Origin of the sequence: Paraburkholderia antibiotica (genome assembly GCF_012927125.1) — a bacterium.
GTDB classification, from domain to species: Bacteria; Pseudomonadota; Gammaproteobacteria; order Burkholderiales; family Burkholderiaceae; genus Paraburkholderia; species Paraburkholderia antibiotica.
In genome coordinates this window covers 273420-295973 of the sequence record NZ_JABBFZ010000001.1, presented here as the reverse complement: position 1 = coordinate 295973, position 22554 = coordinate 273420, and the positions used below count along the sequence as shown (strand labels likewise).

25 protein-coding genes are annotated in these 22554 nt (G+C 64.3%); 9 read left to right on the top strand and 16 right to left on the bottom strand.

Going from position 1 to position 22554, the window contains the following annotated elements:
* The first annotated feature begins 5 nt into the window (after positions 1-5).
* Both yjgA and mog read left to right on the top strand, forming a co-directional pair.
* Positions 6-623 (top strand): ribosome biogenesis factor YjgA, encoded by a 618-nt coding sequence (gene yjgA, locus HHL14_RS01400; protein ID WP_169495804.1) that lies wholly within the window; start codon positions 6-8, stop codon positions 621-623.
* Positions 604-1254: a molybdopterin adenylyltransferase gene (mog, locus tag HHL14_RS01395; protein WP_169495803.1), complete on the top strand. Its 651-nt coding sequence runs from the start codon at positions 604-606 to the stop codon at positions 1252-1254. Before yjgA ends, mog begins: the two co-directional genes overlap by 20 nt.
* A gap of 12 nt (positions 1255-1266) precedes the next feature.
* On the opposite strand, the gene orn is transcribed toward mog, so the two are convergent.
* A complete protein-coding gene (gene orn, locus HHL14_RS01390) occupies positions 1267-1884 on the bottom strand; it encodes an oligoribonuclease (RefSeq protein WP_169495802.1) in 618 nt (205 codons plus the stop codon).
* Positions 1885-2178: 294 nt separating this feature from the next.
* Between orn and HHL14_RS01385 the strand changes: the two genes are divergently transcribed.
* Genes HHL14_RS01385 through HHL14_RS01375 form a run of 3 tightly spaced genes read left to right on the top strand, consistent with a single transcriptional unit; the run spans position 2179 to position 4764 of the window.
* Positions 2179-3438, top strand: a complete 1260-nt coding sequence (locus tag HHL14_RS01385; RefSeq protein WP_169495801.1) for a M48 family metallopeptidase — start codon at positions 2179-2181, stop codon at positions 3436-3438.
* Entirely contained in the window at positions 3435-4442 is a 1008-nt protein-coding gene (rsgA, locus tag HHL14_RS01380; protein ID WP_169495800.1) for a ribosome small subunit-dependent GTPase A, read from the top strand. The genes HHL14_RS01385 and rsgA overlap by 4 nt, the downstream gene beginning before the upstream one ends.
* Position 4443: 1 nt before the next feature.
* Positions 4444-4764 (top strand): putative signal transducing protein, encoded by a 321-nt coding sequence (locus HHL14_RS01375; RefSeq protein WP_169495799.1) that lies wholly within the window; start codon positions 4444-4446, stop codon positions 4762-4764.
* Positions 4765-4910: 146 nt separating this feature from the next.
* On the opposite strand, the gene HHL14_RS01370 is transcribed toward HHL14_RS01375, so the two are convergent.
* From HHL14_RS01370 to rpsP, 7 genes are all read right to left on the bottom strand, one after another.
* Complete coding sequence (locus HHL14_RS01370) at positions 4911-5849, bottom strand: CobD/CbiB family protein (RefSeq protein ID WP_169495798.1); 939 nt, start codon at positions 5847-5849, stop codon at positions 4911-4913.
* A gap of 140 nt (positions 5850-5989) precedes the next feature.
* Complete coding sequence (locus tag HHL14_RS01365; protein WP_169495797.1) at positions 5990-6772, bottom strand: NUDIX hydrolase; 783 nt, start codon at positions 6770-6772, stop codon at positions 5990-5992.
* Between the two features lie 87 nt (positions 6773-6859).
* The gene (rplS, locus tag HHL14_RS01360) at positions 6860-7246 is read right to left on the bottom strand and encodes a 50S ribosomal protein L19 (protein ID WP_169495796.1); all 387 of its coding nucleotides are present in this window, start codon (positions 7244-7246) and stop codon (positions 6860-6862) included.
* Positions 7247-7412: 166 nt separating this feature from the next.
* The gene (gene trmD / locus HHL14_RS01355) at positions 7413-8180 is read right to left on the bottom strand and encodes a tRNA (guanosine(37)-N1)-methyltransferase TrmD (protein WP_169495795.1); all 768 of its coding nucleotides are present in this window, start codon (positions 8178-8180) and stop codon (positions 7413-7415) included.
* Positions 8181-8205: 25 nt separating this feature from the next.
* Positions 8206-8931: a ribosome maturation factor RimM gene (gene rimM / locus HHL14_RS01350; protein ID WP_169495794.1), complete on the bottom strand. Its 726-nt coding sequence runs from the start codon at positions 8929-8931 to the stop codon at positions 8206-8208.
* A complete protein-coding gene (locus HHL14_RS33505) occupies positions 8924-9052 on the bottom strand; it encodes a hypothetical protein (protein WP_268966563.1) in 129 nt (42 codons plus the stop codon). The genes rimM and HHL14_RS33505 overlap by 8 nt, the downstream gene beginning before the upstream one ends.
* A 13-nt stretch (positions 9053-9065) precedes the next feature.
* Complete coding sequence (gene rpsP, locus HHL14_RS01345; RefSeq protein WP_169495793.1) at positions 9066-9320, bottom strand: 30S ribosomal protein S16; 255 nt, start codon at positions 9318-9320, stop codon at positions 9066-9068.
* A gap of 222 nt (positions 9321-9542) precedes the next feature.
* Here rpsP and HHL14_RS01340 point away from each other — a divergent pair, with 222 nt between their 5' ends.
* Entirely contained in the window at positions 9543-10679 is a 1137-nt protein-coding gene (locus tag HHL14_RS01340; protein WP_456238709.1) for a PQQ-dependent sugar dehydrogenase, read from the top strand.
* A gap of 290 nt (positions 10680-10969) precedes the next feature.
* Positions 10970-11437 carry an NINE protein gene (locus HHL14_RS01335; RefSeq protein WP_169495791.1) on the top strand — a complete coding sequence of 156 codons (468 nt, stop codon included), beginning with the start codon at positions 10970-10972 and terminating at the stop codon, positions 11435-11437.
* A gap of 49 nt (positions 11438-11486) precedes the next feature.
* Here the strand turns inward: HHL14_RS01335 and HHL14_RS01330 are convergent, their stop codons facing one another.
* Entirely contained in the window at positions 11487-12641 is a 1155-nt protein-coding gene (locus tag HHL14_RS01330) for a PA0069 family radical SAM protein (RefSeq protein WP_169495790.1), read from the bottom strand.
* Positions 12642-12818: 177 nt separating this feature from the next.
* Positions 12819-13307, bottom strand: coding sequence for an Lrp/AsnC ligand binding domain-containing protein (locus tag HHL14_RS01325; protein ID WP_169495789.1), 489 nt, complete (start codon positions 13305-13307; stop codon positions 12819-12821).
* Positions 13308-13487: 180 nt separating this feature from the next.
* On the opposite strand from HHL14_RS01325, the gene HHL14_RS01320 reads away from it, so the two are divergent.
* Positions 13488-14774 carry a D-amino acid dehydrogenase gene (locus HHL14_RS01320; RefSeq protein WP_169495788.1) on the top strand — a complete coding sequence of 429 codons (1287 nt, stop codon included), beginning with the start codon at positions 13488-13490 and terminating at the stop codon, positions 14772-14774.
* A 158-nt stretch (positions 14775-14932) separates the two neighbouring features.
* On the opposite strand, the gene HHL14_RS01315 is transcribed toward HHL14_RS01320, so the two are convergent.
* The 6 genes from HHL14_RS01315 to HHL14_RS01290 form a co-directional block, all read right to left on the bottom strand.
* Positions 14933-16723 carry an acyl-CoA dehydrogenase gene (locus HHL14_RS01315; protein WP_169495787.1) on the bottom strand — a complete coding sequence of 597 codons (1791 nt, stop codon included), beginning with the start codon at positions 16721-16723 and terminating at the stop codon, positions 14933-14935.
* A gap of 118 nt (positions 16724-16841) precedes the next feature.
* Positions 16842-17777 carry an electron transfer flavoprotein subunit alpha/FixB family protein gene (locus HHL14_RS01310; RefSeq protein ID WP_169495786.1) on the bottom strand — a complete coding sequence of 312 codons (936 nt, stop codon included), beginning with the start codon at positions 17775-17777 and terminating at the stop codon, positions 16842-16844.
* 14 nt (positions 17778-17791) lie between these two features.
* The gene (locus HHL14_RS01305) at positions 17792-18541 is read right to left on the bottom strand and encodes an electron transfer flavoprotein subunit beta/FixA family protein (RefSeq protein ID WP_169495785.1); all 750 of its coding nucleotides are present in this window, start codon (positions 18539-18541) and stop codon (positions 17792-17794) included.
* A 261-nt stretch (positions 18542-18802) separates the two neighbouring features.
* Positions 18803-19600, bottom strand: a complete 798-nt coding sequence (locus tag HHL14_RS01300) for a MetQ/NlpA family ABC transporter substrate-binding protein (RefSeq protein ID WP_169495784.1) — start codon at positions 19598-19600, stop codon at positions 18803-18805.
* Positions 19601-19655: 55 nt separating this feature from the next.
* Positions 19656-20309: a methionine ABC transporter permease gene (locus HHL14_RS01295; RefSeq protein WP_169495783.1), complete on the bottom strand. Its 654-nt coding sequence runs from the start codon at positions 20307-20309 to the stop codon at positions 19656-19658.
* Positions 20299-21333 carry a methionine ABC transporter ATP-binding protein gene (locus HHL14_RS01290; protein ID WP_169495782.1) on the bottom strand — a complete coding sequence of 345 codons (1035 nt, stop codon included), beginning with the start codon at positions 21331-21333 and terminating at the stop codon, positions 20299-20301. Before HHL14_RS01290 ends, HHL14_RS01295 begins: the two co-directional genes overlap by 11 nt.
* A 258-nt stretch (positions 21334-21591) precedes the next feature.
* Between HHL14_RS01290 and HHL14_RS01285 the strand changes: the two genes are divergently transcribed.
* A complete protein-coding gene (locus tag HHL14_RS01285; RefSeq protein ID WP_169495781.1) occupies positions 21592-22497 on the top strand; it encodes an alpha/beta hydrolase in 906 nt (301 codons plus the stop codon).
* The last annotated feature ends 57 nt before the right edge of the window (positions 22498-22554 follow it).

The following is a 22554-nucleotide window of genomic DNA, read 5'->3' as shown; positions in this document are numbered from 1 at the left end:
TCGCCATGACACGCAAAACCCGCATTCAACCGATCGAATCCGTCGTGACGGAAGTCGACGAAAACGGCTACGACCGCCCCAGCAAGTCCCAGATCAAGCGCGAAATGGCCGCGCTGCAGGATCTGGGCGCGGAGCTGATCGCGCTGCCGAAAGACGCGCTCAAGCGCATGCCGATGCCCGAAAAGCTCGACGAGGCCGTGCGCGAAGCTCGCCGCATCACCGACTTCGAAGGCAAGCGCCGCCAGGTCCAGTACGTCGGCCGCGTGATGCGCGCGCTGCTGGAGACGGAAGTCGCCGCGCTGCGTACCGCGCTCGACACCTACAAGGGCGTCAACAAGTCGGAAACGGCGAAGCTGCACTGGATCGAGCGCACCCGCGAAAAGCTGCTCGCCGACGATGCCGCGCTGACCGAATTCATCCGCCAGCATCCGAACGCCGATCCGCAGCAGGGCCGCACGCTGATCCGCAACGCACGCAAGGAAGCGCAGCAGAGCAAGCCGCCGCGCTACTTCCGCGAACTGTTCCAGTGGATCAAGAACGCCGCCGGCGCGGACGACGAAGCCGACGACGCACACAACGCCGATCTCCCCACGGACGACGACGATGACGACCGCGACGCCTGAGCGACGTCAGCCGCGCAACCATCCCGATGAAATCGTGATCGGCCTCGTGTCGATCAGCGACCGCGCGTCGAGCGGCGTGTACGAGGACAAAGGCATTCCGGCGCTGCAGGAATGGCTGGGCGCGGCGCTCACGTCGCCGTGGCAGGTGGTTACCCGCCTGATCGCCGACGACGCGCCGACCATCTCGGCGACGCTCGTCGAGATGGTCGATGAAGTCGGCTGCGATCTGGTGCTGACGACAGGCGGCACGGGCCCGTCGCGGCGCGACGTGACGCCCGAGGCGACCCTCGCGGTCGCCACTAAAGAGATGCCCGGTTTCGGCGAGCAGATGCGGCAGATCAGTCTGAATTTCGTGCCGACCGCGATCCTGTCGCGTCAGGTCGCGGTGATCCGCGAGACGGCGGATCATGCGGCGCTGATCGTCAACCTGCCGGGTCAGCCGAAATCGATCAAGGAAACGCTCGAAGGTCTGCGCGACGCGGACGCGGGCAATGCGGTGAAGGTGCCGGGCATTTTCGCGGCGGTGCCGTATTGCATCGATCTGATCGGTGGCCCGTATGTGGAAACCAACGCCGACGTGGTGAAGGCGTTCCGGCCGAAGAGCGCGGTGCGCGCTCCGCGGCAGGATTAAGGCGGTTTCCGTTTATTTGTCGCCCGCGGCCGCATCCAGGGTCGGTGCCGACGGCACGAGGAAATGCTCGCGGTAGTACTTCAGCTCGTCGATCGACTCGTGGATGTCGGCCAGCGCCGTGTGCATCGCGCGCTTCTGGAAGCCCTTGTAGATCGTCGGCTGCCAGCGGCGGCACAGTTCCTTCAGCGTGCTCACGTCGAGATTGCGGTAATGGAAGAAGCGCTCCAGATCCGGCATCCAGCGCGCCATGAAGCGGCGGTCCTGGCAAATCGAGTTGCCGCACATCGGCGATTTGCCGGGCGGCACGTACGCACCGAGGAACGCGCGGATCTGTTCGACCGCATCGGCCTCGCTGACCGTCGACGCCTTCACGCGGTCGATCAACCCCGAGCGGCCATGCGTGTTCTGGTTCCACTCGTCCATTTTCGCGAGTGTCTCGTCGCTTTGATGAATCGCCAGCACCGGACCTTCGACCATCCTGTCGAGCGTCGAATTCGTCACCACCACCGCGATTTCGATGATGCGATCGGTGTCGGGCTCGAGCCCGGTCATTTCCATGTCCAGCCAGACGAGATTCATGTCGCTGCGTACGAGCGGCGGCTGTTCGGTGGATGCGAGGATGTCAGTCATGAAGGCAACCCTGAGGGCCGCGCGGCGAGCTTCACTGGAAACCCGCGTGCCGCGGCGTGTGTTCGTTTGAAATGGCTTCGTGCGGTCCGGCGCGGCGGGCGTGCTCAGGTGGTCCGGCAGCCCGGCAGTCTTGCGGCAGCGGCGCGCTGCCTCGTGCGACTACCTCGAACGACACCACGAACCGCTGCCGTTGTCTCCGCCCCCAACCCAAACCAAACCGCTGAAAACCGTACCGCCCCGCCGCAAGACGGGAAGAAACATATAATTCTCGCATAGATACCACGGAATCCCCGGATGCCTACCCTGTACTTCACCGCTCTGTTCGTCATCGCCGTCGTGGCGATGGTCGGCACCAAACTCTGGCTCGCGTCGCGGCAGATCCGCTTCGTCGCCGCTCATCGCGAACAGGTGCCGAGCCAGTTCGCGACCACCATCGCGCTCACCGCGCACCAGCGCGCGGCCGACTACACGATCGAACGCACCCGGCTCGCGATGATCGAGATCGTCGTCGGCGCGGCCGTGCTGATCTGGCTCACGCTGCTGGGCGGTGTGCAGATGCTCGATCTCGCGATCTCCGACTGGCTCGGCCGCGGCTATCTCGGCCAGATCGCGCTGGTGGCGGCGGTCATCGCGATCACCAGCGCCATCGACCTGCCGTTCGACTACTACCGGCAGTTCGTCGTCGAGCAACGCTTCGGCTTTAACCGCATGAGCCGCGGCCTGTTCTTCTTCGACCGCCTGAAGGGCACGCTGCTCGGCGTCGCGTTCGGCCTGCCGCTGCTGTTCGTCGTGCTGTGGCTGATGAATCGCGCCGGCGGCCTGTGGTGGCTGTGGGCATGGGTCGTGTGGGTCGGCTTCCAGATGTTTGGCCTGCTGATTTTCCCGACCTTCATCGCGCCGCTGTTCAACAAGTTCGAACCGCTGAAGGACGAGGCGTTGGTCAGCCGCATCGAGGCGCTGATGAAGCGCTGCGGCTTCGCCGCGAAGGGCCTGTTCGTGATGGACGGCAGCCGTCGTTCGGCGCACGGCAACGCGTACTTCACGGGCTTCGGCGCGAGCAAGCGCATCGTCTTCTTCGACACTCTGCTCGCGCGCCTGTCGGGCCGCGAAATCGAAGCGGTGCTCGCGCACGAGCTTGGCCATTTCAAGCGACGTCACGTGATGAAACGGATGCTGGTCACGTTCGCGATCAGTCTCGTGATGCTCGCGCTGCTCGGCTGGCTGTCCCAATGCGTGTGGTTCTATGAAGGGCTCGGCGTGCGGCCGTCGCTGATCGGCGGCAATAGCGGGCTCGCACTCGTGCTGTTCTTCCTCGCGCTGCCGGTGTTCATGTTCTTCGTCACGCCGCTCGGCAGCCTCAGCTCGCGCAAGCACGAGTTCGAAGCCGACGCGTTCGCGGCGACCCAGACCGACGCGCAGGATCTCGTCAACGCGCTCGTCAAGCTGTACGAGGACAACGCGTCGACGCTGACGCCCGATCCGCTCTACACCGCGTTCTACTACTCGCATCCGCCGGCGTCGCAGCGGATCGACCGACTGCTGCGGCACGCATGAGCGGCCGCGCCCCGAAAAAAGCGCCGCGCGCGCAGGCAGGCGCGCACGGCACGCGCGTCGGCGGCCTCGTGGTGGCCTCGCATGGCCGCCACTATCTGGTCGCTCCCGAGGATGGCGGCGCAATGCTGCAATGCTTCCCGCGCGGCAAGCGCAGCGAGGTCGCGGTCGGCGACCGGGTGATCTACGAACCGACGTCCGCCGACCAGGGCGTGATCGTCGAGATCGGCGAGCGGCGCAATCTGCTGTATCGCTCGGATCAGTACAAGTCGAAGCTGTTCGCGGCGAATCTCGACCAGTTGCTGATCGTGCTCGCGACCGAACCGCATTTCAGCGAGGACCTGCTCGGCCGCGCGCTCGTCGCCGCCGAAGCCAACGAGCTGAAACCGCTGATCGTGCTCAACAAGATCGACGTGACCGGCGCGCTCGATGGTGCGCGGCGGCGGCTCGAGCCGTATCGCGCGCTCGGCTATCCGGTGCTCGAAGTATCGATCCGCATGCAGCCCGACGCGGCGCGCGTGACCCTGACCGAGCATCTGCAAGGCCACGCGACCCTGCTGCTCGGCCAGTCCGGCATGGGCAAATCGACGCTCGTGAATCTGCTGATCCCGGACGCCGAAGTGGCGACGCGCGAAATCTCGACCGCGCTGAACAGCGGGCGCCATACGACCACGTTCACGCGTCTTTATCCGTTGCCGGATTCCGTCGACGGTGTGGACGGTGAAGCTGGCGAACCTGGCAGCACCGACGTGAACGGCACGGCCGGCGCGCTGATCGACTCGCCGGGCTTCCAGGAATTCGGTCTGCACCACCTGACCGAAGGCCGGCTCGAACGCGCGTTCCCCGAGTTCCGGCCGCTGCTGCCGAACTGCCGCTTCTACAACTGCCATCATCTGCACGAACCGGGCTGCGCGATTCTCGAAGCGGTCGCCGATGGCCGCATCCGCCGCGAGCGGCATACGCTGTATGCGCAGCTCGTGCACGAGGCGAGCCAGATCGTCCGCTGACATGAAGCTGATGCGTGCGCCGAATCTGATCATCGGACAGCATTGGGTCAATGTGCTGGAGGCCGCGGGCATCGCGTGCGAATTGCACAACCGCTATCTGAACGGCGCGCTCGGCGAAATTCCGGCCGATCAGTGCGCGCCGGAACTGTGGCTCGTCGACGAGCGCGACGAGGCGCTCGCGCGGAGCCTGATCGAGGCGGCGTCTCAAGGGCCGGCGCCGGGGGCGCCGGGCTGGCAGTGTCAGCAGTGCGGAGAAATGCTCGAGGCGCAGTTCACCGTGTGCTGGCAATGCGGAACCGCGCGCGATCCGTTGAAGGGATGATGTGGGCTCGCGGTGGTAACGCTGGCGATGACGATGATGTCGGCGTCGCGCCTTTCGGGTTCACGCTTTCAGGTTCAGGAATTGAAAAAGCCGGGCATGCCCGGCTTTTTGTTTTGCTTGCTATCACATCGAGAGGCGCGGATGCGTCACGCAAGCCACACGGCGATCGTCAGCATCAGCAACAGAATCATCCACAGCACCACCGCGCGCCACACCAGACCCACCGCCGACTGCAACGTGCGCGGCGTGCAGTCGTCGCCGACCTGCATCGGGCCGCCGTCGCCGGTCGCGAGCGCGTCGAGGCTCGACGGTTCGGCAAGCGGGCCGGCCAGACGTGCGCCAAGCGCCCCGCTGCCGGCGGCGAGCAGCACGCCGTCGTTTGCGTCGGGCCATTGCCGCGCATGATTGCGCCACGCGTAAATCGCATCCTCGAAATTACCGACGATCGCAAAGCCCAGCGACGTCAACCGCGCCGGCACCCAGTCGATCACGAAGAACGCACGCTGCGCGAAGCTCGAAAAAGCGGCGGTACGGTCGTCGGCCGGTTGCGCCCACGCGCGCGCCAGATACTCGGCGCACCGGTACAACACCGCGCCCGCGGGCCCCACCGGAATCAGGAACCAGAAGAACACGCCGAACACATGACGATGCGACGCGACCACCGCGTGAATCAGCGTATGACGCACGATCTCGCTGACCGGCATGTCGACCGTGTCGAGCCCTGTCCACTCGTTGAGAATTTCGCGCGCGCGCGGCACGTCGTCGTTGTTCAGCGCGAGATGGATGTCGGTGAAGTAATGGCTGAACTGCCGGAAGCCGAGCGTGAAGTACAGCACCACGACGTTCCACAGGAACGCGAGCATGAAGTGGAGGTGATACAGCACGTAGTAGACGAGCGCGACCGCGAGCGTCCAGGGCACCACCACCACGAGCCACGCGAGCAGACCGTGGCGCGGCTTGCCGGCATCGAATCCGTGCGCCGCCGACTCCGCATGGTATTGAAGCAACGCGGACACCGGATTGTTCGGCGACAGCGCGCGCACCTGTTCAATGATCAGAGCCAGCAATACGGAGAAAAAAGTCATGCGATGCGCCGTGCTTTTTAAGTTTTTACGATTGTTTTATAACGATAGCACAGGGTCGGATGCGACTGAGCAAGCACGCTGACAAACCGCCGACAAGTGCGTCGTCCACGCAACTTTGCCGGCCCGGTCGGTCGTCAGACTCATGCGGCAAGGAAGCGATAGAAGTTGCGCAGCATCGCCGCCGTCGCGCCCCAGATGAAATGTTGGCCGCTCTGAACGGTTGCGGGTGTGGCCGCGGATGTGGCCGCAGGTATGGCCGACGCCACGCCTTGCTCAACTGGCTCGTGGGCGAGTTCCGGTGCCGCCGTCAATTCGCCGCGCGGATACGGCATCGCAAAGAAGCGACGCTCGCCGCCTTCGTAACGGAACACTCGCTCTTCGTGATTGGCCGGGTTCATCAGAAACGCGAGCGGCACTTCGAAGACCTCGGCCACTTCGAGCGTGTCGATGCGCAGCGAGAACGGCGGATGCACAAGACCGATCACCGGCGATACGCAAAAGCCGGTGCCGGTCAGATAGTCGGGTAACACGCCAAGGATTTCCACACGCGACGCATCGAGCCCCACCTCTTCCTGAGCTTCACGCAGCGCGGTCGCGGTTGCGTCGGCGTCGAACGGTTCCTGGCGCCCGCCTGGAAAACTCACCTGGCCGGCGTGATCACTCAGATGGTCCGCGCGCTGGGTGAGCAGAACAGTGAGGCCGCGCTCGCGCACGACCAGGGGCACCAGCACAGCGGCCACACGCGGATCGAGTTCGGTATTGCGCCACGGCGCATCGGCGATTTTTTCGGGCGTCCAGGCAAGCTGGCGCTCGAAGCGGGCCCGCAGTGCGTCGGGCGTGAGACGTTCGCCCTCGATCGCGGGCAGATCGGCGCCCGTCGCGACGACAGGCAGCGTTTCGGGCTCAAAGACGGGGCGGATCAACGGGTCTCTCTGATGAGCGGGGACATACCGCTATTTTGACCTGGCCAACAAAAAAGCACCCACATGGGGTGCTTTTTCTTACAGCATTTACGCCTGGGAAGCAGCGCGGTCCTTCGAGACCAGCTTTTCCTTGATTCGAGCCGACTTGCCCGAACGCTCGCGCAGATAGTACAGCTTTGCACGACGCACATCGCCACGACGCTTGACGACGATGCTTGCCAGCAGCGGCGAATACGTCTGGAACGTACGCTCGACGCCTTCGCCCGACGAAATCTTGCGGACGATGAACGACGAATTCAGACCACGGTTACGCTTGGCGATCACGACGCCTTCGTAAGCCTGCACGCGCTTACGCGTACCTTCAACCACGTTCACGCTGACGATGACCGTGTCGCCCGGACCGAAGTCGGGGATGGTCTTTTCGCCGAGAACGCGCGTAATTTCTTCCTGCTCGAGTTTTGCAATCAGATTCATGACTGACTCCTGGATCCATCTTGTCGGCGTTCGTACCTGCTTCACGCTGGTTTCCCGCAGGTTGCCCTGCTGCGCTCGGCTACGGCCCCGATAGAGGATGGGTTCACATCTGGCACCGCCCACGCATGGTCGGCACCGCCTTGTGTCCGCTCGAAAGACCGGGGCCTCAGGCCTTCGGCTCTTCCTTCGCGAGACTTGCGAGCCATGCCTCATCGGCACGGCTCAGCATCTTGTTCTTTCTGGCCTTCACGATCAGATCGGGCCGTTTGTTCAGCGTGTTGCGCAACGCTTCGCGCCGCCGCCACGCTTCGATTTCCGCATGATGGCCGCCGAGCAGCACATCGGGCACCCGCACGCCCTCGTATTCCTCGGGACGCGTGTAATGCGGACAATCGAGCAGCACATCGACGAAACTGTCCTGCACCGCCGACTGCGAATCGTTGAGCACGCCGGGCAGTTGCCGCACGACCGCATCCATCAACGCCATTGCCGGCAGCTCGCCGCCCGACAGCACGAAGTCGCCAAGACTGACTTCCTCGTCGACGACACGATCGAGCAGACGCTGATCAATTGCCTCGTAACGCCCGCACAACAGGATCAGACCAGGCTCGGCCGCGAACTTCATCACGCGATCGTGATTCAGCGTGGCGCCTTGCGGCGACATCATCACGACACGCGACGCGCCGATGCCCTGCTCCGACTGCGCCGCTTTCGCGGCATCGATCGCTGCTTCGAGCGGTTTAGCCAGCATCACCATGCCGGGGCCACCGCCGTACGGGCGATCGTCGATCGTGCGGTAGTTGTCGGTGGTGAAATCGCGCGGATTCCACGTACGCAACCCATAGCGCTCCTGCTTCGCGGCCCGGCTGGTGATACCCCAGTCGGTCAGCGCGCGGAACATTTCAGGAAAGAGCGTTACGACATCGAACTGCATCGCTCTCCCCACTCAACGAAAGATTTCAATAGTCGGCTTCCCAGTCGACGACGATCTGCTTGGCCGCCTGGTCCACCGTTTTGACAAAGACGCCAACGAACGGGATCAGACGTTCGTCCGCGACCGGCTTGCCGGTTTTGTCGGTAGCCGGATATTCGATGCGCAGCACCGACTGCGCACCGTTGTCGATCATGCCGGCAACCTTGCCGAGGTTAATCCCGGCGAGGTTCACGACATCCAGGCCGATCAGATCGACCCAGTAGAATTCGTCGGCTTCGAGAGCCGGAAATTCGCTGCGGCTGATGTACACGCGAGAACCGCGCATAGCCAGCGCCGCATCGCGGTCAGCGACGCCGCCCAGACGGGCAACCACGCTATCGCCATGCGTTTTGGCCTGCGAGGAAGGCGCCGATCTGCGCTCCTGGCCTCTCAGCAGCCACCAGCGCTTCGCGCTCAGCAAGGCGTCGCCGCCCCGCCCAGCATCCGCATGCGCGGCTACCTTGACCCAGCCTTTGAGACCATAAGCGTCGACGATTGCGCCGACCTCGACCGCATCGGCCGGCCAGCTTGCCGCCGTTTCCGCGCGCATTTCTGCAGCTTCGGAAGCGGCGGTTGCGACATTGACTTTCGCCGTGTCTTCGGTGCGCTCGACCGGTTTGCGGACGAATGCACCAAACGACGCCTGACCAGACGCCTTCGCGCGCGAAGCTGCCTTGGCGCGCCCAGAACTGCCGGAATCACGCTCAGACATGAGATATCCTCAACGACAACTTCGCTGCCAGCTTTGGCACCTGCATCAGTGAAACAATTTGCGCATCGGACTGCTCGCGCAAGCTGCGCGAGCCGCCGGCCACGCCGACGACGATACGCATGCGGGCCGCCATCTTAAGCAGCCGGCTGCGCCTTTTGCGCTTCCTTCACGAGACGTGCAACGGTCGGCGACAGTTGTGCGCCAACACCTTGCCAGTACGTCAGGCGGTCCTGAGCGATACGCAGGGCTTCGCCCTTCGTAGCGACCGGGTTGTAGAAGCCGACGCGCTCGATGAAGCGGCCGTCACGACGGCTACGCGAATCGGTGGCAACGATGTTGTAGAACGGGCGCTTCTTGGAGCCGCCACGAGCCAAGCGGATGATGACCATACTAGAATCCTTGAAAACCGGGGTTCGGAACGACTGAAACACGCGATTATAGCGGGAAACTGACGCCATAACAAACACTTACCGGGATAAACTGAGCGACGAGGCTGCGCCGGCCTTCCACGAGAAGCCCGCGAACCCGCCCAAACGCCCGAATTTCCTGAGGGAGCGCCCGTGAAACGTCCGTCGACCATCCCGTTTCTGCCCGCTTTTTTTGCCTTCTTCGTGCGCTTTGCCGGCGCCGCCCGCACAACGCGAAGCCGGATTCTACGCGCAGCAGCCGCCGTTCTACTCGCCGCGCCCATGCTGACAGCCGCGGCCGCCGCGCTGCCGATCGAGAAAATCAAACTGCCGCCGGGCTTTCATATCGAGGTGCTGTCGGATGACGTGCCGAGCGCGCGCGCGATGGCGCTGTCGCCGAAAGGCATCCTTTATATAGGCAGTCTCGACGGACACGTCTATGCGCTGGAGTTGCAGAACGGCCGCGTGACGGACCGCCACGTGATCGCCTCCGGCCTGCAGATGCCGGCCGGCGTGGCCTGGCATGACGGCGCGCTGTACGTGTCCGCGGTGTCGAAAATCGTCCGCTTCGATGCCATCGATTCCCATCTGAACGATCCGCCGAAGTCCGTCGTCATCACCGACAAGCTGCCCACCGAGACCCACCACGGCTGGAAATTCATCGCATTCGGCCCGGACGGCAAGCTCTATGTGCCGCAGGGCGCGCCCTGCAATATCTGCGACAAGGATCCGAACCGTTTTGCGCTGATCGGCCGGATGGATCCGGATGGCAGCCACTATGAAGTCTTCGCGCGCGGCATCCGCAATTCGGTCGGCTTCGCGTGGCATCCGGTCACGCACGAACTGTGGTTCACCGACAACGGCCGCGACCTGCTCGGCGACGACATCCCCAACGACAAGTTCAATCACGCCCCGCGAGCCGGCATGCATTTCGGCTTTCCGTACTGCCACGGCGGCGACACGCCCGACCCCGAGTTCGGCAAAGACCATCCGTGCAGCGAGTTCACCCCGCCCGTGGTCACGCTCGGCGCGCACGTGGCGGCACTCGGCATGCGCTTTTACGATGGTCCAATGTTTCCGGCCGACTACCGCAACAACATCTTCATCGCCGAGCACGGTTCATGGAACCGCAGCAAGAAGGTCGGCTACCGCGTGGTGCGCGTGATCACCGATCCGGACGGCAGCCACGCGCGCCAGCAAGTCTTCGCGGAAGGCTGGCTGCAACCCGGCGAAGCCGTCTGGGGTCGCCCCGCCGACGTGCTGCCGCTGCCCGACGGCTCGCTGCTGATCAGCGACGATACGGCCGGCGCGATTTATCGCGTGACGTATTCGGCGCCGTAATGTGACAGAGCGCGCGGCTGAGCAGCGCGGCCGTGCTCACGAACGGCGGACTGCCACGACGAGTTCAGCCCGAGGCTCTCGCCCATGCCGCGTCGAGCGACGTTCCTCGGAACCTCCTCGTCGCCGCGCAAGCGCCAAAGCTCCCCACGCCCGCGTCATTCACGACCATCCGATAGCCCACCCTCGCCCCCGAAGTGACCGCCCGCGCGTGACCGGCGTAGAATGCGCGTCGGTCCGCGCCCCACCGCGCGGCACTCCTTTCGACCGCCTGTCACTCTGCCCACGCGTTTATGTCCACCGTTGCTTCGAGTTCCCCGCGCTTCAGATCCAAGACGATTACCGCCGCCCTGGCGTTCCTGTTCGGCAGCCTCGGCGCCCACCGCTTTTATCTGTACGGCACGCGCGACCTCTACGGCTGGGCGCATCTGCTCGGCACGCTGATCGGTATTCCGGGCGTGATGCTGCTGATCGCCACCGAGCGCGCGTCGATACTCGGCTGGGTGCTCGCGACCATCGGCGCCATTTCCCTGTTCGCCGCGTTTCTTGCCGCGCTCGTGTATGGCTTGCGGCCGGATCAGAAATGGGACGAACAGTTCAACGCCCACACGCAACGCAAAAGCCGCTCCGGCTGGACGGTCATTTTCGTCGTGATCTTCTCGCTGCTGATCGGCGCGTTCCTGCTGATGACCGGTCTCGCGCTGTCGTTCCAGACCTACTTCGAAAGTCAGGTCGAAGCCGCCAAGGCGATCTCGCAGTAAGCGGCATGCGTCGCGCTGCACCGGCATCGGCAGCGGCGCTTCACACGCATCAGAAAAGCCGTAGTTGCGGATTGTCCCGCTCCGACGCCGTAGCCTGCCCTGCCGCAACCGACGGCTCGATCCGCCGGAAGTGCGACATATCGAGAATGCCGCGCTCGCGCTCGTTCAGCCCGAGGCGGCGCACGGCCTTGTGAAAGCGCTGCCTGAGCAGGTCGGCCCACAGGCCTTCCCCTTTCATGCGTTTCGCAAACGACGAGTCGTAGTCCTTGCCGCCGCGCATATCGCGCACCCGGTTCATCACGCGCTCGGCCCGATCCGGGAAATGCGCGGCGAGCCAGTCCTTGAATAGCGGCGCGACTTCCCATGGCAAGCGCAGCACGATATAGCTGGCGTTGCTCGCGCCCGCTTCCGCGCAGGCTTCGAGCACGCGCTCCATATCCTGTTCGGTGACGAATGGAATCACGGGCGCAATGCTGACGCCGACCGGAATGCCCGCCTCGCTGAGCGTGCGGATGGCGCGTAGCCGACGCGACGGCGTGGCCGCGCGCGGTTCGAGCGTGCGCGCAATGTCGGCATCCAATGTCGTGATCGTGATCGCCGCCATGAACTGCCCGCGCGCGGCCATGGGCGCGAGCAGGTCGATGTCGCGCTCGATCAACGACGACTTGGTGATCGCCGCGAACGGCTGATTGCGCTCGCTCAGCACTTCGATCACGCGGCGCGTGAGACGCAGATCGCGTTCGGCCGGCTGCCATGCGTCGGTGGCGACACCGAGCGCGATCGGCTCCGGCACATACGACTTCTTCGACAACTCCCGCTCGAGCAGCTCCGGCGCATTGATTTTCGCGTAGATGCGGCTTTCGAAATCGAGCCCCGGCGACAACCCGAGATAACTGTGCGTGGGCCGCGCGAAGCAGTAGATGCAACCGTGCTCGCAACCGCGATACGGATTCAGCGACACGGAAAACGGAATATCCGGCGACGCGTTGCGCGTGAGGATGGTTTTGGCGCGCTCCTCGAACACCTGCGTGCGCAGCGCTTTCGGTTCGCCGTCTTCTTCGGCCGCCTGCCAGCCATCGTCGACGGCTTCACGCTGGTCGACTTCATAGCGGCCCTGCAGATTCGCGACCGCCCCGCGCCCCTTGCGAGGCGCCGGCGGTGCGATCGGAAATTCCGGAACGTCAGGAGTGTCGGGGGTATCCACGGCGAGGCACACGAGGGCAGAAAAACGGGGCAGGAAGCGCTGGGCACTAACAACAAAAACGGCGCAAAACACCTGTATAAATATACAGTGTTTACGCCGTTTGTCGAGTGCCGCGTTAGTCCAACCGGGCGATGCCCAACGCCTACGAGCGCCGCTCCGTAAGTCCTAAGTCCCCATCTATTCGCCGACCGGAATCGTCAACGTCTCCTTGATCTCCTCCATCACCACATAGCTCTTCGACTGCACCGCGCCCGGCAGTTGCAACAGGATGTCGCCGAGCAGCTTGCGGTAGTCGGCCATTTCGCCGATCCGCGCCTTGATCAGGTAGTCGAAATCGCCCGACACGAGGTGGCATTCGAGCACCTCGGGGATCTTCTGCACCTCGCGCCGGAACTGGTCGAACATGTTGCCGCTCTTGTGGTCGAGCGTGATCTCGACGAACACCAGCAGCGCCGCGCCCAGTTCGGCCGGATTCACACGCGCGTAGTAGCCGGTGATCACACCGTCGCGCTCCATCCGCTTGACCCGCTCGATGCACGGGGTCACCGACAGCCCGACCTGCTCCGCGAGGTCTTTCATCGCCATCCGGCCGTCCTGTTGCAACAGCCGCAGGATCTTGTGATCCAGCTTGTCGAGAGCCCGCACGGGCTGGCGCTGTGTACGCATGGTGTTTTTTCTGAAATCTGGAAAAATACGATAACAAAACCTACATGACTATAAATAGTATAGCGGTTAACACTGGGCAAAACGCATTTCACCTCGCGTTACAGCTCGTCGAGACGAATCAGACCGAATTCAACGACGAAAACCGTGCCCTCACTCTCTTTCCGAATCCCTGGAGCAGCTATGCGAGTCGTCGTTTTGGGCAGTGGCGTCGTCGGCGTGACGAGTGCGTATTATCTGGCGCGCGCAGGTCACGAAGTCACCGTCATCGATCGCGAGGCCGGCCCGGCGCTCGAAACCAGCTTCGCCAACGCCGGCCAGATCTCGCCGGGCTATGCATCGCCGTGGGCTGCACCGGGCGTGCCACTGAAGGCCGTCAAGTGGATGTTCCAGAAGCATGCGCCGCTCGCGATCCGACTCGACGGCAGCGCGTTCCAGCTGCAATGGATGTGGCAAATGCTGCAGAACTGCACCGCGTCGCGCTACGCGGTCAACAAGGGCCGCATGGTGCGGCTCGCCGAATACAGCCGCGACTGCCTGCAGGCGCTGCGCGCCGACACCGGCATTAGTTACGAAGGCCGCACCGGCGGCACGTTGCAGGTGTTCCGCACCCAGCAGCAATTCGACGGCGCCGCGAAAGACATCGCGGTGCTGCGCGACGCCAATGTGCCGTACGAACTGCTGTCGGCGGCCGAACTGGCGAAGGCCGAACCGGCGCTCGCCGCGGTGTCGCACAAGCTGACCGGCGGCCTGCGTCTGCCGGGCGACGAAACCGGCGACTGCCAGATGTTCACGACCCGCCTCGCCGCGCTCGCCGAAGAACTCGGCGTCAAATTCCGCTACAACACGTCGATCGACGCGCTTGCGATGGCCGGCGACCGCATCGCCGGCGTGCAGTGCGGCAGCGAGCTGGTGCGGGCGGATTCGTTCGTCGTCGCGCTCGGTTCGTACTCGACGCGCTTCCTCGACGGCATCGTGAAGATTCCGGTCTATCCGCTGAAGGGCTATTCGATCACCGCGCCGATCGTCGATGCGGCGGCTGCTCCCGTCTCGACCGTGCTCGACGAGACCTACAAGATCGCGATCACGCGTTTCGACGACCGGATTCGCGTCGGCGGGATGGCTGAGATCGTCGGCTTCGACAAATCGTTGCGCCAGGCGCGTCGCGAAACGCTCGAACTGTGCGTGAACGATCTGTTCCCAGGCGGCGGCGACACGTCGAAGGCGACGTTCTGGACCGGTCTGCGGCCGATGACGCCGGACGGCACGCCGATCGTCGGCCGTACGCCGGTGCCGAACCTGTTCCTGAACACCGGCCACGGCACGCTCGGCTGGACGATGTCGTGCGGCTCGGGGCAACTGCTCGCCGATCTGATGTCGGGCAAGCAGCCGGCCATCCGCGCGGACGATCTGTCGGTGCATCGCTATCTCGGCGAAACCGCGGGAGAACATCGGCCGGCTTATGCCTGAGTGACGACTCAAAATGAGCATGCGGGCGACGGCAAACCGCCGCCGCCCACGCAAGCGGTAAAACTACCACGGCAAAAACAAACGGCGCCTCGCAAGGCGCCGTTTGCATTTCATCAGGCTCGAACATCAGGCTCGATACCTGCGTCGACTGCGCACGCTCAGAACTGATCCGCCGACAACGCCAGCACGCCCTCGCCACCCTTCGCGCTGACGATCGCCACTTCGAGCGCGGCCGCCTGCGGCAGCACGTGTTCCGCGTAGAACTGCGCGGTCGCGATCTTCGCGCCATAAAACGCCGGATCCTCGTCGCGCTTCGCCGTCGCGGCGAGCAGTGCGCGCGCCATCTGCCAGCCGCCGAGCACGATGCCCGCGAGCTTCAGATACGGCACGCTGCCGGCAAACACCGCGTTCGGGTCGCCCTTGGCATTCGCGAGCACAAAATCGACTGCGGCGCCCAGCGCGCGTTGTCCGTGCGCGAGCTGCGTCTTCATCGACGCGAACGCCGCGCCCTGATGCGCGCCGAGCGCATCGACGGTCTGCGCGATGCCGGCGAGCAGCTCCTTCGCGACCTTACCGCCATCGCGCAGCGTCTTGCGGCCGATCAGGTCATTGGCCTGAATCGCGGTGGTGCCTTCGTAGATCGGCAGAATGCGCGCGTCGCGGTAGTACTGCGCGGCGCCGGTTTCCTCGATGAAGCCCATGCCGCCATGCACCTGCACGCCGAGGCTCGTCACGTCGATCGACAGCTCCGTGCTCCAGCCCTTCACGATCGGCACCAGGTATTCGTAGATGGCCTGATGACGCGCACGCGTCGCGTCGTCCGGATCGCGATGCGCGACGTCGCAATGCGCGGCCGCGACATACGCGAGCGCGCGCGATGCCTCGGTGAGCGCGCGCATCGTCGACAGCATACGGCGCACGTCCGGATGCTGGATGATCGCGACCGACTGCTTCGCCGAACCGTCGACCGGCCGGCTCTGCACGCGCTCCTTCGCATACGCGACCGCGTGCTGATACGCACGATCCGAGATCGCCACGCCCTGCATGCCGACCGCGAAACGCGCGGCGTTCATCATGATGAACATGTATTCGAGGCCGCGATTCTCTTCGCCGATCAACTGACCGATCGCGCCGCCGTGATCGCCGAACTGCAGCACCGCGGTCGGGCTCGCCTTGATGCCGAGCTTGTGTTCGATCGACACGCAATGCACGTCGTTGCGCTCGCCGAGCGAACCGTCTTCATTGACCAGAAACTTCGGCACGAGGAACAGCGAAATGCCCTTCACGCCTTCGGGCGCACTCGGCGTGCGCGCCAGTACGAGATGGGCGATGTTCGTCGCCATGTCGTGCTCGCCCCACGTGATGAAAATCTTCGTGCCGAACAGCTTGAACGACCCGTCGGCCTGCGGCTCGGCGCGCGTGCGCACGAGCGCGAGATCGGAGCCGGCCTGCGGCTCGGTCAGGTTCATCGTGCCGGTCCACTCGCCGGAGATCAGCTTCGGCACGAAGGTCTGCTTCTGCGCTTCGCTGCCGGCGGTCAGCAGCGCTTCGATCGCGCCGTCGGTCAGCAGCGGACACAGCGCGAACGACAGATTCGACGCGTTCAGCATTTCGACGCACGGCGTGCCGAGCAGCTTCGGCAAGCCCTGCCCTTCGTAGTCGAGCGGATGCTGCACGCCTTGCCAGCCGCCCTCGGCGAACTGGCGGAACGCGTCCTTAAAACCCGGCGTCGCGGTAACGACGCCGTCCTTCCAGCTGCTCGGATTGCGATCGCCTTCGACGTTCAGCGGCGCGAGCACTTCGCCGCACAGCTTCGCCGACTCGTCGAGCACGGCTTGCGCGGTGTCGAGGTTGGCGTCTTCGAAACCGGGCAGCTTCGCGATGTCTTCGAGTCCGGCCAGTTCTTTCATCACGAACAGCATGTCCTTGATGGGCGCCGTATAGCTCATTGTGTACTCCTCCCTTGAGATGAAAAAAGGGCGCCGGACCTGGTCGGTCCGGCGCCCTTTGCCTGGCTGCTGTCAGCGGCCGCTGCCGGGTTGCCCTGGCTTGCCGGCGCCGCGGCGCTTAGCCGAGTTCTTTCACGAGCTCCGGCACGACAGTGAACAGATCGCCGACGAGGCCGTAATCGGCGACGCTGAAGATCGGTGCTTCTTCATCCTTGTTGATCGCGACGATCACCTTCGAGTCCTTCATGCCGGCCAGATGCTGGATCGCACCCGAGATGCCGACCGCCACGTACAGCTGCGGCGCGACGATCTTGCCGGTCTGGCCGACCTGATAGTCGTTCGGCACGAAGCCCGCATCGACTGCCGCGCGCGATGCGCCCAGCGCCGCGCCGAGCTTGTCCGCCAGCGGCTCGAGCACTTTCGTGTAGTTCTCGCCGTTGCCGAGACCGCGGCCGCCCGACACGATGATCTTCGCGCTCGTCAGTTCCGGACGGTCCAGCTTCGTCACTTCGCGGCTCACGAACTGCGAGATGCCGCTGTCGGCTGCCGCTTCGATTTTCTCGACCGCTGCGCTGCCGCCTTCGGCTGCAACGGGGTCGAAGCCCGTCGAGCGGACCGTGATGACCTTGATCGGGTCAGCCGATTGCACGGTGGCGATTGCGTTGCCCGCGTAGATCGGACGCTCGAACGTGTCGGCGGAATCCACTGCGGTGATGTCGCTGATCTGCGCGACGTCGAGCTTCGCGGCGATACGCGGAGCGATGTTCTTGCCGTAGGCGGTGGCCGGCGCGAGGATGTGCGAGTAATCCTTGGCGATGTTCAGCACGGTCGCTTCGACGTTTTCCGCGAGGCCGGCTTCGAGTTGCGGCGCGTCGGCCAGCAGCACCTTGCTAACGCCGGCGATCTTCGCAGCGGCGTCCGCCGCGGCCTGTGCGTTGTGACCTGCAACCAGCACGTGAATATCACCGCCGACCTTCTGGGCCGCCGCGATGGTGTTCAGCGTCGCGGCCTTGATCGACGTATTGTCGTGTTCTGCAATTACCAGATTCGTCATTTTTTAGCGTCTCCTCACAGCACCTTGGCTTCGGTCTTCAGCTTCTCGACCAGCGTCTTCACGTCCGGCACCTTCACGCCGGCGGAGCGCTTCGGCGGCTCGACGACCTTCAGCGTCTTCAGACGCGGCGCGACGTTCACGCCGAGATCTTCGGGCTTGATCGTTTCCAGCGGCTTTTTCTTCGCCTTCATGATGTTCGGCAGCGTCACGTAGCGCGGCTCGTTCAGGCGCAGATCGGTCGTGACCACAGCCGGCAGCTTCAGCGACAGCGTTTCCGCGCCGCCGTCCACTTCGCGCGACACCGTTGCCTTACCGTCGGCTACGACAACCTTCGACGCAAACGTCGCTTGCGGCAGGTTCGCCAGCGCGGCGAGCATCTGGCCGGTCTGGTTCGAGTCGTCGTCGATGGCCTGCTTGCCGAGGATCACCAGTTGCGGCTGTTCCTTGTCGACCAGCGCCTTGAGCAGCTTGGCGACAGCCAGCGGCTGCAGGTCTTCGTTCGATTCGATCAGGATCGCGCGATCCGCGCCGATCGCCAGCGCCGTGCGCAGCGTTTCCTGCGCTTGCGTGACGCCAGCCGACACGGCGATCACTTCGGTCGCGACGCCGGCTTCCTTCAGACGCACCGCCTCTTCCACGGCGATTTCGTCGAACGGATTCATCGACATCTTTACGTTCGCAATGTCGACGCCCGTACCGTCCGATTTCACGCGGACTTTCACGTTGTAGTCGACCACTCTTTTCACTGGCACCAGAATTTTCATGCACACGCTCCAAAGTTACGAATACGTCAACCCGCCAAACATTATAACGACTGCCCTCATGGCAGCCTCTGTCGCGGGCGCATTAGCGGAAGGATATCGCTCCTCAGCGGCGTGACGGCAATATCGAACGATCGTTCTATTTTAATATCTAAAAAACCCGGGCGACAACCCCGGGTTCCGACTCAGACCTCTAATTCGCATCGCTGTCTGCATTGCTGTCCGAGTTGCCGTCATTTTCTTGCGAGGTCGCGGGCCGTTACATCACCACGCAGTGATCACCGATCCGCCGAACTTGCTCTCCACAAACTGCTTCACCTCCGGCGAGTGGTACGCCGCCACCAGCTTCGCGACCCAAGGCTTGTTCCTGTCGGCCTCGCGGATCGCGATGATGTTCACGTACGGCCCCTTCGGATCTTCGATCGCGATCGCGTCCTGCTTCGGCTTCAGGCCCGCTTCCATCGCGAAGTTGGTGTTGATCGCGGCGGCGTCGACGTCGTTCAGCGAACGCGGAATCTGCGCGGCGTCGAGTTCGACGATCTTCAGCTTGCGCGGATTCTCGACGATATCGAGCGGCGTCGCCTTCAGGCCCGCATCGGCGCGCAGCTTCACGAGCCCCTGCTTCTGCAGCAGCAGAAGCGCGCGGCCGCCGTTGGTCGGATCGTTCGGCACCGCGATCTTCGCGCCCGGCTGCAACTCGGCGAGCGTCTTCACCTTCTTCGAATAGATACCCATCGGATACGTGACCGTATCGGCGATACGGATCAGCTTGTAGCCGCGGTCTTTCACCTGCGCCTGCAGATACGGATCGTGCTGGTAGCTGTTCGCGTCCAGATCGCCGCCGGCGAGCGCCGCGTTCGGCTGCACGTAATCCGAGAACTCGATGATCCTGATGTTCAGGCCGTTCTTCGCGGCGACCGTTTTCACGACGTCCATGATCTGCGCGTGCGGACCGCCGGTCACGCCAACCTTGATCGTGTCTTCCGCGTGCGCCGCGGTGGCGGCGAACAGTGAGGCCGCGCCGAGCGCGGCAGCCAGCTTGAGCATGAAGCGACGTTGCATGACGAACCTTCTCCGAATCCTCTGATGGGCGGCCGTGCCGACAGCCCTTGTTGATTTATTTGTGGCTCAGGCGACGCACGAGCCAATCCCCGAACGACTGCACCAACTGCACGAATACGATCAGGATCAGCACGACGATCAGCATCACTTCCGGCAGGAAGCGCTGATAGCCGTAGCGGATGCCGAGGTCGCCAAGACCGCCGCCGCCGATCGCGCCGGCCATCGCCGAATAGCCGACCAGCGACACGAACGTGATCGTCAAACCGGCGATCACGCCCGGCAGCGATTCCGGCAGCAGCACCTTGAAGACGATCTGGCCGGTGGTCGCGCCCATCGCCTGGGCAGCCTCGATCAGACCGCGATCGACCTCGCGCAGCGCGGTCTCGACCAGCCGCGCGATGAACGGCGCGGCGGCGATCGTCAGCGGCACGATCGCAGCGGCCGTGCCGATCGACGAACCGACCACGAGCCGCGTGAACGGAATCACCGCGACCAGCAGGATGATGAACGGCGTCGAGCGCACCGCATTGACGATCACGCCCATCACCCGATTCACCGCGACGTTTTCGAGCACGCCCTGCCGATCGGTCAGATACAGCAGCACGCCGAGCGGCACGCCCACCACCGCGCCAATCAGTCCGGACACGCCGACCATCACCAGCGTTTCCCAGAACGACTGGACGAACATATCGAACATTTCACTCAACATGCGACAGCTCCTCCACCACCACACCCTGTTCGCGCAGGAACGTCATCGCCTGCGCGACCTTCGTCGGTTCGCCGCCCGCGAGCACCGCGAGCGAGCCGAACGCCTGCCCCTGGATCTCGTCGATCTGGCCGTGCAGGATGTTGAAGTCGAGTTCGTAGCGGCGAATCGTCTCCGACAGGATCGGCTGGTCGACGCCCGAACCGGTGAACGCGAGGCGCAGCAGATGGCCGTTGCCGGTCTTCAGCCGTTGCGCGACACGCGCCTTCAGCGCCGGCGGCAGTTCCTGCGCGATCACGTCGCCGATCAGCGCGCGCGTGACTTCGTGGCGCGGCTGCAGGAACACGTCGATCACCTTGCCCTCTTCGACCACGCGGCCCGCGTCGAGCACCGCGACACGGTCGCAGACCTGCTTGATCACGTCCATCTGGTGCGTGATCAGCACGATCGTCAGGTTCAGTTCGCGGTTGATGCGCTTGAGCAGTTCGAGAATCGCGCGGGTGGTTTCGGGATCGAGCGCCGAAGTCGCTTCGTCCGAAAGCAGCACCTTCGGCTTGCTCGCGAGCGCGCGCGCAATGCCGACGCGCTGCTTCTGACCACCGCTGATCTGCGCCGGATAACGGTCCTTCTGCGCCGACAGCCCGACCAGATCGAGCAGCGGCAGCACGTTGGCCTCGATTTCGTCGCGCTTCATGCCGGCCAGTTCGAGCGGCAACGCGACGTTCTCGTACACGGTGCGCGACGACAGCAGATTGAAGTGCTGGAAGATCATGCCGATCTCGCGCCGCGCGTCGCGCAGTTGCGCGGCGGGCAGCGTCGTCAGATCGCGGCCGTTGACGACGATGTTGCCCTCGGACGGGCGCGTCAGCAGGTTGATGGTGCGCACGAGCGTGCTCTTGCCCGCGCCGCTGCGGCCGATGATGCCGAACACCTCGCCTGCCGGAATCGACAGATTGACGTTGTGCAGCGCTTCGACCCAACCCCGGGGTCCGGCAAAGCGCTGGGAAATATTGCGTATTTCGATCATGGACAAACGAAAACGGCGGAGGCTGCCGGCGAGCGTATTGCTCCCGACTAGCGGCCGCCGTTGCTTTTATTGGGATTTGACGCGCCATTCTACCGCAGCGGCGACATACCCTTTAATAATCAATTCCGATCTTTTCATAACCTGAAAGCATTAGAGGACTTCGCGCCCCGCGAAATTCGCGCACGGTGTGCGGCTCCGATTATGATCGCTGCACCGCCTTTCAGCGCTCTCTACCGCTCTTCAACCGATCCAGCCGCCATGCAGAACTCTCCCAACCACACCGTACGCGCAAGCGCCGGCCGCCTCGTCAACAGCGCGCCGCAGCGCACCTCGGTCAGTACCGCCGACGGCGTCGAGTTGCCGCTCTATCGCTGGGTGCCCGGCGGGCCGATCCGTGCGACGGTCGCGCTGCTGCACGGTCTCGCCGAGCACGCCGGCCGCTACGCGGCGCTGGCCGGCCGGCTCAACGCGACGGGCGTCGAAGTGGTCGCGATCGATCTGCGCGGCCACGGCCACGCGCCCGGCAAGCGCGCCTACGTGAAACGCTTCGACGACTATCTGCTCGATGCGCAGGCGTTGCTCGACGCCGCCGCGCAAAGCTGCGCGCCGCTCTTTCTGATGGGCCACAGCATGGGCGGCGCGGTTGCCGCGCTGTACGCGGTCGAACGTCTCGACGCGAGCGGCCGACGCCTCGCCGGCCTGATCCTGTCGAGCCCCGCGCTCGCGCCGGGCCGCGACGTGCCGAAGTGGATGCTCAGCATGAGTCAGGTGATCAGCCGCGTCTACCCGTCGTTCCCGGCGATGAAAATCGACGCCGCGCTGCTGTCGCGCCTGCAGCCCGTCGTGAACGCGAACCGCAACGACCCGCTCGTGCATCACGGCGCGATTCCGGCGCGCACCGGCGCCGAACTGCTGCTCGCGATGGCGCGAATCGAGCGTGGCCGCGCGGGGCTGCGCATGCCGCTGCTGGTGTTTCACGGCACCGAGGACAAACTCACCGAACCCGACGGCAGCCGGGCGTTCGGCCAGCACGCCGGCTCGCCGGACAAGACGCTGACGCTGCACGAAGGCAGCTATCACGAGACGATGAACGACCTCGATCGCGACCGGGTGATCGACGCGTTGGTCGACTGGATCGACAAGCGGGCGGTGGGACGGAGTTGAGCCGCGAGACGCTCGCGTGAGGTTCGCATGAGGCTCGCGTAAAGTTCGCGTAACGCG

Bases quoted from the DNA above. Each gene is read 5' to 3' on its own strand.
- yjgA (WP_169495804.1), top strand. From the start codon at position 6: ATGACACGCAAAACCCGCATTCAACCGATCGAATCCGTCGTGACGGAA.
- mog (WP_169495803.1), top strand. From the start codon at position 604: ATGACGACCGCGACGCCTGAGCGACGTCAGCCGCGCAACCATCCCGAT.
- orn (WP_169495802.1), bottom strand. From the start codon at position 1,884: ATGACTGACATCCTCGCATCCACCGAACAGCCGCCGCTCGTACGCAGC.
- HHL14_RS01385 (WP_169495801.1), top strand. From the start codon at position 2,179: ATGCCTACCCTGTACTTCACCGCTCTGTTCGTCATCGCCGTCGTGGCG.
- rsgA (WP_169495800.1), top strand. From the start codon at position 3,435: ATGAGCGGCCGCGCCCCGAAAAAAGCGCCGCGCGCGCAGGCAGGCGCG.
- HHL14_RS01375 (WP_169495799.1), top strand. From the start codon at position 4,444: ATGAAGCTGATGCGTGCGCCGAATCTGATCATCGGACAGCATTGGGTC.
- HHL14_RS01370 (WP_169495798.1), bottom strand. From the start codon at position 5,849: ATGACTTTTTTCTCCGTATTGCTGGCTCTGATCATTGAACAGGTGCGC.
- rplS (WP_169495796.1), bottom strand. From the start codon at position 7,246: ATGAATCTGATTGCAAAACTCGAGCAGGAAGAAATTACGCGCGTTCTC.
- trmD (WP_169495795.1), bottom strand. From the start codon at position 8,180: ATGCAGTTCGATGTCGTAACGCTCTTTCCTGAAATGTTCCGCGCGCTG.
- rimM (WP_169495794.1), bottom strand. From the start codon at position 8,931: ATGTCTGAGCGTGATTCCGGCAGTTCTGGGCGCGCCAAGGCAGCTTCG.
- HHL14_RS33505 (WP_268966563.1), bottom strand. From the start codon at position 9,052: ATGCGTATCGTCGTCGGCGTGGCCGGCGGCTCGCGCAGCTTGCGCGAG.
- rpsP (WP_169495793.1), bottom strand. From the start codon at position 9,320: ATGGTCATCATCCGCTTGGCTCGTGGCGGCTCCAAGAAGCGCCCGTTC.
- HHL14_RS01335 (WP_169495791.1), top strand. From the start codon at position 10,970: ATGTCCACCGTTGCTTCGAGTTCCCCGCGCTTCAGATCCAAGACGATT.
- HHL14_RS01325 (WP_169495789.1), bottom strand. From the start codon at position 13,307: ATGCGTACACAGCGCCAGCCCGTGCGGGCTCTCGACAAGCTGGATCAC.
- HHL14_RS01320 (WP_169495788.1), top strand. From the start codon at position 13,488: ATGCGAGTCGTCGTTTTGGGCAGTGGCGTCGTCGGCGTGACGAGTGCG.
- HHL14_RS01315 (WP_169495787.1), bottom strand. From the start codon at position 16,723: ATGAGCTATACGGCGCCCATCAAGGACATGCTGTTCGTGATGAAAGAA.
- HHL14_RS01310 (WP_169495786.1), bottom strand. From the start codon at position 17,777: ATGACGAATCTGGTAATTGCAGAACACGACAATACGTCGATCAAGGCC.
- HHL14_RS01305 (WP_169495785.1), bottom strand. From the start codon at position 18,541: ATGAAAATTCTGGTGCCAGTGAAAAGAGTGGTCGACTACAACGTGAAA.
- HHL14_RS01300 (WP_169495784.1), bottom strand. From the start codon at position 19,600: ATGCAACGTCGCTTCATGCTCAAGCTGGCTGCCGCGCTCGGCGCGGCC.
- HHL14_RS01295 (WP_169495783.1), bottom strand. From the start codon at position 20,309: ATGTTGAGTGAAATGTTCGATATGTTCGTCCAGTCGTTCTGGGAAACG.
- HHL14_RS01290 (WP_169495782.1), bottom strand. From the start codon at position 21,333: ATGATCGAAATACGCAATATTTCCCAGCGCTTTGCCGGACCCCGGGGT.
- HHL14_RS01285 (WP_169495781.1), top strand. From the start codon at position 21,592: ATGCAGAACTCTCCCAACCACACCGTACGCGCAAGCGCCGGCCGCCTC.